Below are 11037 nucleotides of genomic sequence, written 5' to 3'. Positions count from 1 at the left end.
CCCGCGAACTGACGGGAGAATCCACGCCAACCTGGCGAATCGAAACGGACATGACTGCCACAACAGCCTGAACGGTGATCAGACGCTCTCTAAGAGGAGCTAACACAATGCTTGGACACGTCGGTAGGTGATGACGCAGCAGGCCAGCTTGAGGAAGGCCTCGTGGATGTCGTCGCGGATGTCCCACCGGATCCGCAGGCGGCGGAAGCCGTGAATCCAGGCGTTCGTGCGCTCCACCACCCAGCGGACGGTGCCGAGCCCTGATCCATGAGGCACCCCGCGCCGCGCGATGACGGGCTTGATCCCGCGTTTCCACAGCAGGCGGCGGTACTTGTCGTAGTCGTAGCCACGGTCGGCGAACAACTGCCGCGGTCGGTGGCGGGGCCTGCCCCGTCGGCCCTTGAGGTGCGGTATCGCGTCCAGCAGGGGCAGCAGCTGGGTGACATCGTGCCGGTTGCCGCCGGTGAGCGTGACGGCCAGCGGGGTGCCGTTCCCGTCGGTGATCACGTGGTGTTTCGAGCCCGGTCTGGCACGGTCGACCGGGCTCGGCCCCGTTTTGGGCCGCCCCGACGCGCCTGCCGGTGCGAGCCGTCGATCACCGCCCGCGACCAGTCCAGCTTCCCCGCCTGATGCAGCTCGGTCAGCAGCACCTGGTGCAGCCGGTCCCACACGCCGGCCTCATGCCAGTCCCGCAGCCGGCGCCAGCAGGTCATGCCCGAACCGAAACCGAGCTCCTGTGGCAGCCACTCCCACTGGATGCCCGTATGCAGGACGAACAGGATCCCCTGCAGACACTTGCGGTCGTCCAGCGGCAGCCGGCCCGGGTACCTGGGCCGCCGGGTCCGAACCGGCAGCAACGGCTCGATCCGCCCCCACAACCCGTCCGACACCAGCCACGGTGGACCGTTTCCCTTCCCCATGGGCTGCCCAACGAACGGGCACCGGGCCAAGATATGGCCTCACGAACTCTTTCTGTTAGCTCCTCTTTTAGGCGGCGGTGGATGTAGCGGGTCATGGCCTGCTGGTCGCGGGACAGGCCCAGCACACGGGTGCCGGGGTGGGCTGCGGGGTTCAGGGCGCCGAGTGCGGTCATGAGGTTCTGGTCGGTGGGCTGGGGCTGGTCGGGGGATTCGAGGGTGGAGCGGCGGGTGCCGACGACCAGCCGGATCCCGGGCAGCGCGGCCACGGGGCGCAGGATGTGTTCGGCGATGGTCTGGGGCTGGTGGGCTTCGTCGAGGGCGTCCAGCAGCAGCGTCAGCCGGATCCGGCCCCCGGGGGGAGCGTCGGGGCTGCTCGGGGCGGTGAGCCGGTCAAGGACGTGTGCGGTCTGCACGGTCAGGCGGTCGGTGGCCGGTGGTGGTGGGATGCGGGCTGCGTGGGCGATGCGGGTCAGGACGTCCTGGGGTGTGGCGCCGGTGAGGTGGAGGGCGGCATCGAAGGAGGCGTGTTCCGGGACGGTGGTGCCGGGGGGCAGGGGTGCGAAGTGCCCGGCGCGGGTCAGGAGCGTGGCGACCTCGGGGCGGGTGTGGATGAGGACGTGGCCGAGGAGGGCTGATTTGCCGCTGCCGGCCGGGCCGGTCACCACCAGCATTCCGCCGGTGGTGGTGTCGAGCCAGGTCAGGATCTGGTGGCGTTCGCTGTCGCGGCCTTCGAAGTACCAGTTCTGTTCGCCGAGTTCTGCGCCAGCGGCTTTGGGCAGGAAGTGGCGGCACTCGTCGTCGCTGAGGCCGTCCAGGACGCTGGTGATCTCGGCGGCCACGTCCAGGGGGACGTTGCGGGTGGTGGCGGGGGTGGGGCGGGTGCGGCGCAGCAGGGCGCGGCCGGCCGTGGTGTGTGCGTGGGCAGGGCTGCCGTCACGGGCGCGGTTGAGCTCGGTGGCCAGCTCTCGCAGGTCGACGCTGTCCTGGCCGAAGAAGGCCGTGGTCAAGGCGGTTTGCAGGGCGCGGCGGAACGCGCCGAGGGTGGTGCTGCCGTCGTGGGAGGTGGCGACCACCAGGAAGTTGTCGACATCGCCGTCGAGGTGGGCCTGGGCGCTCATCAGCTGGACGAAGCGGGCACTGGTGCAGGAGTCGATCACCACGACCGCCCATCCGGCATCGCGGCGTGCCTGGCGGGTTTTGAGGTACTGCAGCAGGTACTGGGGGGTGATGCCGCCGTGGGTGAGCGGGTGGGGACTGTTGGCGTGGGCGAGCAGGGTGATGGGTCCGCCGTCGCTGGAGCCGTGACCGACCCAGTACAAGAACGTGTCACCGGGCGTTCGCGGGGTGGCCCAGCGGTCGAGACGGTCGTGGACGGCGTCGGCACCGCGCTCCTGAGGCCGCGTGCCCCACGGCACGCTGAAGGCACCGAAGGGTGCCAGGAGGGCGGCGACCGCCTGGATTTCCGCCTCGGTGGGAACCGGGGGATGGTGGCGGTAGGCGCCGATGTCGACGGGGAGAACTCCAGAGCCCCGTCTGCGCCCGGCTGCCCGCCGTCGTTGCCCGGGCGGCCGCCATCACGGCCCTGTTCATCGTTCCAGTCCGGGTCTTCGGCGTCAGGTGTTGTGGGAGTCATCGTGCGCGAGGTCGGGATGGGTGGCCAGGACGAGCTGGGTGACGGCTGCGGGGCCTCCGGTGTCGACGCGGACCCGGTACAGGCCCGGGGCGGGCAGGGTGATGCGGGCGGCGACAGTGCCGTCGTGCCAGCCCAGGCGGGGTGTGGCGAGGAGGCGGTCGCTCTCGGCATCGTGGAGGGTGCAGGAGAGGCCGGCGTAGGTGTCCAGGGTTTCGTCGGGTGCGGGGTGGATGCGCAGCCACCAGGGCTTTCCGGCGTCTGCGCTGTCGGGCAGTTCCAGCCCGATCCCGCCCGGCCCGAGGGCGGGCCCGCGGTCCTTGTCGTATTCGGTCAGCACGGTACGGATGTAGGCCAGCGCATCGGAGCCCTTGGCCAGGGCGCCGTGCTGGAGGGCCATTCCCGTCTCGATGGCTCCGGGCACGGTGGCCATGTCGCGGTAGACGGTGCCGTCCCCGGCCCGGTTGCGGCGGATGGGTATGCCGGTGGCGCGGTGGCGTGCCAGTTCGCCGTCGCGGTTGGTCTCGAACGCCTCGTACTGCTCGTGGACGATGCCGGCGTCGATCCGGATGGTTTGGACGGTGGGCTGGGCCACACCGGCCACGGCCCGGTGCCCGGGCAGGGCCACCGAGCGCATGCGGTGCTGGAAGTCCAGTGCGACCTGCGCGAGGTCGCGGTCGCCGCCGATGGCCTCGACGTCGGCGGCGGTCAGGTGGTGGCCGTCCATGCCGGCGTCGATGCAGCGGTAGCCGGGCAGCAGGTCGTGCACGCCCGGCAGCGTGGCGGCCAGTGCCTGCATACGCCCGGGCGGCAGGACCGGCAGGGGGTCGGAGCGGTTGCCGTTCAGGATGACAGTGGTCTTGGCCGAGCCGTGGAACGGTGTGCCGAGGGTGATTACGGCCCGGGTGTCGGCGTCCAGGCTGCTGCCACTAGCGGTGGCGTGGGCGAAGGCGGCGCGGGTCACCAGGCCGCCCATGGAGTGGCAGATGAACACCAGCCGGGCCGGCCGTCCGTCTCCGTACACGTCCCGCGCGGCGGTATGGGCGTCGTGGGTACGCCAGGCGGTCAGGTGGCGGTGGGCGGCCTCGGCCAGCAGACGCCCGTTGTGCTCCACCGGCAGCCGCCAGTCGTAGGCGAACTCCAGCACCGCCGCCGGGTGGACGACCTTGCCGCGCACGGCCTGCACGAGACGGCTGTAGGGCTCGAAGCCTTTGAGGACCGGCGCCCATGCCGGGAAGCGCAGCAGTCCGGCGGGTGTGATCCGCCCGTAGCGGCCGGCGCGTTCGTCTTCATCCAGGTGCAGGGGCAGCAGGCCGTCTCCGCGCGTCCACGCTTTCAGCCAGGCGGTGCCCTGCAGCCCCCACAGCAGTCGCCCGGTGGCCGTCTCCTTCAGGGCGCTGCCCATGATGCCCGGGACGATCACCACCGCGTCGTGCGTCGCATCGGCCACCGCCGCACCCGGCGGATTCCAGGGTGTGCTTAAGTTGCCGCCTGCCGGATTTCCCACTGTGTGCCCCCCATGTCGTCGTGCCGGGAACAATAGCCAGAACGCAATGTGCAGGGGGAGGATAAGCGCACAAATGCCGACCGATTCTGGGCCGACCCGGTTACGCCTGCTGACTGTGGCCGTCGACGACTACGGCGACCCCGACGACGGCCTCAGCCTGGGCGTGAAGGACCAGCTGCGGGCCGTGCACGCCTGGTGGACCGACCCGGCCCTGGGCGAACGCGGCTTCACCGGCGAATACGCCGCCCCCTTGCACACCCGCCACGATATCGACGCTTTCTTGCACGCCAGCGACCTGCGCGAAGCCCCGCCCGAGCATGCCCTGGTGCTGTACATCACCGGACACGGCCTGCCCGGCAGCAGCGGACACCACTTCCTGCAACTGCCCGCTACCGACCCCCAACGCCTGCAGGCCACCGCCTACCGCACCAGCGACCTGGTCCTGGCCGCCCTGGATTCCCACGCCGGGGATGTCCTGGTCGTCGTCAACACCTGCCACAGCGCCCGCATCGACGCCGAACTGGCCGCAGCCGCCCGCGACATCGCGCTGCGACGCCGCCGCGGCGCCCGCCTGGCCGTGATCGCCACCGCGGATGCCGCCGAGACCGTCGCGGTCCGCGACATGGCCATCCTGCTGGACCGTGCCCGCGAACAACTGCGGACCACCGCCGGCATCACCGCCGAACACCTGTCCGTCGAGGAATTCTTGGCCGAACTCGACCGCGCCGCCCACCGCCACGGCGACCAGCCATTGACGACCCCGATGAGCCTGCTGACCGCCTGGGGCGGGCCCGGGCAGCGCACCAGGTGCCTGCCCAACCCCGGCTACACCCCGCCCGACACCCTCATCGCCCCCGCCCGCCGCCAGGTCGCGGCCACCCGCAGCGAGATCGACTACTGGCTCTCGCGGGCCAGCGGCCGCACCCACGACACCGATCCCGGCTGGTACTTCTCCGGCCGCACCGATGTGAACCGCCGCTTGGCCGGCTTCCTCACCAACCCGGGCCCCGGAGCCTTGATCGTCACCGGCACAGCAGGCAGCGGCAAATCTGCTGTCATCGCCCGCGCCGTCACCCTCACCGACCCCGCCTTCCGCACCCACCCCCACTACCGGACCGCCCTCACCGCCGCACCCGAAGACACACTCCCGCCCCCCGGCTTCATTCACGCCGCTGTCCTGGCCCGCAACAAGAGCGCCGACCTCATCCTGGCCGACCTAATCACCGCCCTCGGCCACCCCCCGGCCACCGCCACCGGCCCGGAAACCACCGAGACCCTGCGCACCCAACTCCACCAGATCCTCACCACGAGCAGCGCCGGCCCAGGCCGTCCCGTGACCCTCGTGATCGACGGCTTCGACGAAGCCACCACCCCCTACGCTCTCATCCCCCAGCTCATCGCCCCCCTGGCCCCCCGCACCGCCCCGACCGCCAATCCTGGGATCCGGCTGATCATCGGCGTGCGCAGCACCAACACCCCACCGGACGGCGACCCCGGACACACCTTCCCGGCACCAGGCGGCAGCCTCCTCCACCTGCTGACCACCACCTTTGACACCTTCGCCGCCCCGACCGTGATCCGCACCGACACCCCAGAGGAAACCCTGCACAGCATCACGGCCTACCTGCGCGCACTGCTCACCGGCACGGCGAGCATCGACGAGGAGAACTGTGCCGAGATCGCCGCACGGACCACGCCGTCCTTCCTCGACGCCCGCATCGCCGCCGGCCAACTGCGCACCGCCCCCGACCCCGCCGCCCTGGCCCGCGACCCGCAATGGCACTACCTGCTGCAGCAAGGCACCATCGGTCTGCTGCGCCAAGACCTCACCGACACCGACAGCCCGGATCTGCCCGCGGCCACCGCCCTGGCCATCCTGCGCGCGGCTGCCTTCGCCCCGGGCGCTGGCATCCCCTGGGCCGACATCTGGCCCGCCGTCACCCAAGCAGTCCTCGGCCACGACATCACCGACCCCGACGCGGCCATCACCAACCTGATGAACAGCCGCCTGGCTGGCTACCTCACCCAGGACATCGAAGACGGCCGCACCGTCCACCGCCCCCTGCACGAACGGCTCACCGAAGTCCTGCGCGACCAGCCTCACCAACTCCGCCCACCCAGTCCCACCCAGTCCCCGCCGGGAGAACCGATATGAACACCCCCGACCCGGCCGACACCCCCCAAGCCGTCCACGCCCGCATCGCAGCCCGCCTGGCCGACCTCACCCGCACCACCAACCCTGAACTGCCACCACACCCCTACATCCGCCGCCACCTGGCCACCCACGCCGCCCGCGGCCACGTCCTGGACGACACCCACCTGCCTCCGACCCTCCTGCCCTACGAGACAAGCGGCACCGTCCGCGCCCGCCTCGGGCTGCCCGTCACCGACAGCCCCCACCAGGTGTGGCTTGCCGCCTGGGCCCGCATCGAACCCTTCATCCCCCCCGAAACCGACCCAGCGTCCCGCGCCACCAGCCTCCACTTCGCCCACCACACCACCCACCCCCACCCGCCCACCACCCCCTTTCCCAACTCCCGCATCACACCCCAATGGAGCACCTGGCACACCACCGGTAACGTCCTCACCGACACCCACCGCCCCATCCATGCCTTCACCACATTCCCCGGGCCGGACGGGCGCACCCTGCTGGCCACCGGAAGTGACGACGGGACGGTGCGGATTTGGGACCCGGCCACCGGACAACCAATAGGCGAACCTCTGACTGGCCACCGCGGCGATGTGTCGGCGATGGCGGCGTTCACCCGATCCAACGGCAGCGTCTTGCTGGCCACCGGCGGCATCGACGGGACGGTGCGGATCTGGGACCCGGTCACCGGACAACCGGTGGGTGAGCCCCTGACCGGCCACACCGGTCGGGTGCGGGCGGTGGTGGCGTTCACCGGGCCCGACGGGCACACTCTGCTGGCCGCCGGAAGTGACGACGGGAGGGTGCGGATTTGGGACCCGGCCACCAGACAACCGGTGGGTGAGCTGCTGACCGGCCGCATTGGTCCGGTGTCGGCGATGGCGGTGTTCACCGGACCCGACGGAGACCCTCTGCTGGCCACTGCCGGGAACAATGGGACGGTGCGGATTTGGGACCCGGCCACCGCACAACCAGCCGGTGAGCCCCTGATCGGCCACCGGGGCTGGGTGCACACCGTGGTGGCGTTCTCCGGATCCGACGGCAGCGTCTTGCTGGCCACCGGCGGCATCGACTGGACGGTGCGGATCTGGAATCCGGTCACCGGACAACCGGTGGGTGGGCCCATGACCGGCCACCGCGGCGATGTGTCGGCGATGGCGGCGTTCACCAGACCCAACGGCAGCGCCCTGCTGGTCACCGGCGGCGGCATCGACGGGACGGTGCGGATCTGGGACCCGGCCACCGCACAACCAGCCGGTGAGCTGCTGACCGGCCACACCAGGACGGTGCAGGTGGTGGCGGTGTTCCCTGGGCCAGGCGGGCGCACCTTGCTGGCCACCGGAAGTGACGACGGGACGGTGCGGATCTGGGACCCGGCCACCGCACAACCAGCCGGTGAGGCCCTGACCGGCCGCACCGGTCCGGTGTCGGCGATGGCGGCGTTCACCGGACCCGACGGGCACACTCTGCTGGCCACCGGCAGCTATGAGACAGTGCGGATCTGGGACCCAGCTACCGGACAACGGGTGGGTGGGCCCCTGACCGGCCACACCGGCGCGGTGAATGCGGTGGCGGCGTTTACCGGACCCAGCGGCAGCGCCCTGCTGGTCACCGGGGGCAACATCGACTGGACGGTGCGGATCTGGGATCCGGTCACCGGACAACCGGTGGGTGAGCCCCTGACCGGCCACACCCGTCCGGTGCGGGCGGCGGCCGCGTTCACCGGACCCGACGGGCGCACCTTGCTGGCCACCGGAAGTGACGACGGGACGGTGCGTATCTGGGACCCGGCCACCGGACAGCCGGTGGGCGAGCCCCTGACTAGCCACACCGGCGAGGTGTCGGCGATGGCGGTGTTCCCCGGGCCGAGCGGGCGCACACTGCTGGCCACCGGAGGCGGCGGCGACCACACAGTGAGGGTCTGGGACCCGGCCACCGCACAACCAGCCGGTGAGCCCCTGACCGGCCACACCGGCTGGGTTAATGCAGTGGCGGGCTTCACCGGACCCGATGGGCGCACCCTGCTGGCCACCGGCAGCCACGACCGTACGGTGCGGATCTGGGACCCGGCCACGAGATCGCTCCTGCTCACTTTGATCACCGGGTCACCCATAACCAGCCTCACCGCTCTGCCTGCAGCCGGTACAGCTGGCGCGGTGTTCCTGGCGATAAGCGGTCCCGCCGGGGCCGCTGCCATGCTGCTGGATTGCCGGGGGCTGTAAGAGACTAGACGCCGGTTTACCTGAGGCCGCGGACCCTGGCGGCTACACCCGAGCCGCCTGCTTGGGCGTCAGGGCGGAGGTTACCGCGGCACGGGGAGGGGCGTGATCGCGGCGTCGAGCCGCCCGCGCAGGGTGGCGTTTGGCGGCTTCGAGTTCGGTCAGGCGCAGGGTGAGGACCTGGATGTGCTGGGCGTAGGTGGCGATGGTGGCGCGCAGTTCTTCTCGCTCGGCTGCGCGGCGGGAGCGCAGCTCGCGCTCGGCGTTCTTGAGACGAGTGATCTCGGCGGCGAGGATGTCGGTCTGCGGGCGGGGCGGGGCGGGCGCCTTGAACAGGCCCGTGATGATCTTTGCCAGGGGTGAGCGGTAGTAGGTGGCGCGGGAGATGCCGGCCTCGGTGCACAGCGTGGTGACGGTGAGGGCTCCGCTGGTGCGCTGCGGTTGGCCGGTCAGGATCCGCTCGAAGGCATGGATGATCGCTTGGTCGACGCCGGGCTGGACGGGTTCCCGTCCGGGCAAAGGGATCAGCGGCTTCAAACGCATGTACTCGCGGTTCGTCGCTTTGCGGATCCGTCCGGCCGGACGCGGCATCCGCCGAGCCGTCGACGACCCGGAGCTGCCCGAGCGCTGGCTGCTGGCCGAGTGGCCGGCCGACGCAAGCGAGCCGGTGCAGTTCTGGCTCTCCAGCCTGCCCTCCGGGATGCCGCTGGCGACGCTGGTACGGCTGGCCAAGCTCCGCTGGCGCATCGAGCACGACTACCGCGAGATGAAACAGGCCCTGGGGCTGGCCCACTTCGAGGGCCGCACCTGGACCGGCTGGCACCACCACGTCACCCTCGTCTCCGCCGCCACGCATTCTGCACCCTGCAACGACTGGCCCACCACCCAAAAGATCCAGCGCGGCCTGAGCCTCTACCAGGCCGTCCGCGAACTGCAGACACTCCTCGCCACGTGGACCGGCGCCTGCCCCACCTGCCACCGCGACATACCCACACCCATACGAACCTGACCAAGTCCTACTAGATGCGGGCGAACTTCTCCGTCTGCTGGGCGAATTCCTGGGCCATGGCGGCGCTTACCGTGGGCCGGGTGCCGTGGATTGTGCCGAGGTAGTCGTCGGTGGCGGCGGCGGTCCGGGTCCCGGTGTCGAAGGTGCGCTCGAACTGGGCCTGGGAGACGGTTCGTGCCGCGTGTGCGATGTCGGCGGGCGTGAACCCTTCGCTGGCGGAGGCGAGGGCCGCGCTGTCGGCCTTCGCGCCCGCTCGGTCCAGATAGCTCTCCCACAGCGCGGTCCTCGCGGTGTGGTCGGGAGGGCCGATGGGCAGCACGTAGTCGAAGCGGCCGTGCCGCAGGAAGGCCGGGTCGAGCGTGATCAGGTTGTTCGTGGCGCAGACGAGCAGCCGCCCTTCCTGGCTCCGGAACCGGACGATCGCCTTGAGCAACTCGTTGACGACGCCGATCGCGGTCGCGTCCGCACCGCTCCGTGACCCGGCGACCTCCTCGACCTCGTCGATGAAGACCAGGACATGGTCGAGCTGGGCGATCTCGTCGAAGCGCCGGCTCAGCCCGCTCGCCAGGCCGTACTCGGCGGCCAGACGTGCGGGGAACAGTTCGAGGAAGGGCCACCCGAGGCGGCTGGCTATCGCGTGTGCGAACGTGCTCTTGCCGGTCCCGGGCGGGCCGAACAGCATCACCGCCCGTGGCAGCTCGACACCGTGCTGAGCGGCCAGTTCGGGATGGGCCAGCGGCAGGATCAGACGCCGCTCGATGAGCCGCTTCTCCTTCTGCATGCCCGCGACCTTCTGCCACAGTCCCCCGGGCGGCAGCTCCGCTCCCAGCGACGACAGCGTACCGGCCGACTGCGGGGTCACCGGCCCGCGCTTTTCGAAGAAGACCAGCCCGGGGCGGGCATCGAAGTCGCAGTTCCGCAGAGCGGTGGCACCGGTCTCGCCCTCTGGCAGCGCGGCGTGCACTGCCCGGACGCCGTCGGCGAAGAGCCGCTGCTCAAGAGCTGTGATCAGGGCACTGCCCAGCCCGCGCTGCCGCCAGCCTGGCGCCAGGCAGATGCGAAGGATCCATGCCCGGTCGCTCTCCACCCGGCTCACCGCAGCGCCGATCAGGACGTCGTCCGCCGTGGCCACGACAGCCGGGTGGCGGGCCTGGAGGGCTGTCACGGCGACCGAGAGCGGGAAGAACGGCGGCTCCTCGGTCGTGCCGCTCTCCCTATCGACGCGGACCACCGCCTCGAGATCGTCCGGGGAGTAGTCCCTGACCCGCCAACCCATCATGATCAGCTCCGCGTGTTCGGTCGTACTCCCATCATCGGTCGCTGCACGGAGGACGCGCGCGACAAGCCCTCCCCGCGCGGAACGTCCGTCAGGACGATCGCGCCGCGGAGCAGGTCGTTCAGCACCGAGCCGGCACGCCATCAACCCGGTGCTGGTTCCGTGCTGACCGCGTAGGCCGAAAGCATGGAAAACCGCAGGTCCTAGCGTCGATCGGATGAGGTGTCGTACCACTCGATGGTGGTGCCGATGAGGGACGCGGCGACGATGCGCTTGAGCTTGTTCGGGGCCGGTGGAGCGGTTGCGGGCGACGACATCGGCACCACT

The 11037-nt window shown here is 70.8% G+C and carries 6 protein-coding genes and 2 pseudogenes; 3 read left to right on the top strand and 5 right to left on the bottom strand.

Going from position 1 to position 11037, the window contains the following annotated elements; genetic code table 11:
• Positions 1-99: 99 nt before the first annotated feature.
• The 3 genes and pseudogenes from AB0L56_RS18015 to AB0L56_RS18005 all read right to left on the bottom strand — a co-directional run bounded on the left by AB0L56_RS18015 (position 100) and on the right by AB0L56_RS18005 (position 4000).
• A protein-coding gene (locus AB0L56_RS18015; RefSeq protein WP_365424389.1) for an IS5 family transposase occupies positions 100-920 on the bottom strand; the annotation gives its coding sequence in 2 pieces (ribosomal slippage) (positions 100-557 and positions 557-920; 822 coding nt in all).
• Positions 921-1237: 317 nt separating this feature from the next.
• Positions 1238-2038, bottom strand: a pseudogene (locus tag AB0L56_RS18010) (ATP-binding protein); the annotation flags it as partial.
• A 495-nt stretch (positions 2039-2533) separates the two neighbouring features.
• Positions 2534-4000, bottom strand: coding sequence for a hypothetical protein (locus tag AB0L56_RS18005; protein ID WP_365424387.1), 1467 nt, complete (start codon positions 3998-4000; stop codon positions 2534-2536).
• A gap of 130 nt (positions 4001-4130) precedes the next feature.
• Between AB0L56_RS18005 and AB0L56_RS18000 the strand changes: the two genes are divergently transcribed.
• Entirely contained in the window at positions 4131-6212 is a 2082-nt protein-coding gene (locus AB0L56_RS18000; protein WP_365424385.1) for an ATP-binding protein, read from the top strand.
• On the top strand, positions 6209-8428 hold the full coding sequence (locus AB0L56_RS17995) for a WD40 repeat domain-containing protein (protein WP_365424383.1): 2220 nt from the start codon (positions 6209-6211) through the stop codon (positions 8426-8428). Before AB0L56_RS18000 ends, AB0L56_RS17995 begins: the two co-directional genes overlap by 4 nt.
• A 42-nt stretch (positions 8429-8470) precedes the next feature.
• Here AB0L56_RS17995 and AB0L56_RS17990 read toward each other — a convergent pair whose 3' ends face one another.
• Entirely contained in the window at positions 8471-8968 is a 498-nt protein-coding gene (locus AB0L56_RS17990) for a hypothetical protein (protein ID WP_365424381.1), read from the bottom strand.
• Between AB0L56_RS17990 and AB0L56_RS17985 the strand changes: the two are divergent.
• Positions 8967-9304, top strand: a pseudogene (locus AB0L56_RS17985) (transposase); the annotation flags it as partial. The gene AB0L56_RS17990 and the pseudogene AB0L56_RS17985 overlap by 2 nt on opposite strands.
• Before the next feature lie 140 nt (positions 9305-9444).
• Here the strand turns inward: AB0L56_RS17985 and AB0L56_RS17980 are convergent.
• The gene (locus tag AB0L56_RS17980; RefSeq protein ID WP_361023489.1) at positions 9445-10713 is read right to left on the bottom strand and encodes a bifunctional GNAT family N-acetyltransferase/ATP-binding protein; all 1269 of its coding nucleotides are present in this window, start codon (positions 10711-10713) and stop codon (positions 9445-9447) included.
• Between the last annotated feature and the right edge of the window lie 324 nt (positions 10714-11037).

It is taken from the genome of Streptomyces sp. NPDC052079 (genome assembly GCF_040680275.1).
GTDB lineage: Bacteria > Actinomycetota > Actinomycetes > Streptomycetales > Streptomycetaceae > Streptomyces.
The sequence above is the reverse complement of the archived record's forward strand: the minus strand, read 5'-3'. Positions and strand labels throughout refer to the sequence as shown.

Coding starts and splice junctions, on each gene's coding strand:
- AB0L56_RS18000 (WP_365424385.1), top strand. CDS start 4,131: ATGCCGACCGATTCTGGGCCGACCCGGTTACGCCTGCTGACTGTGGCC.
- AB0L56_RS17995 (WP_365424383.1), top strand. CDS start 6,209: ATGAACACCCCCGACCCGGCCGACACCCCCCAAGCCGTCCACGCCCGC.
- AB0L56_RS17990 (WP_365424381.1), bottom strand. CDS start 8,968: ATGCGTTTGAAGCCGCTGATCCCTTTGCCCGGACGGGAACCCGTCCAG.
- AB0L56_RS17980 (WP_361023489.1), bottom strand. CDS start 10,713: ATGATGGGTTGGCGGGTCAGGGACTACTCCCCGGACGATCTCGAGGCG.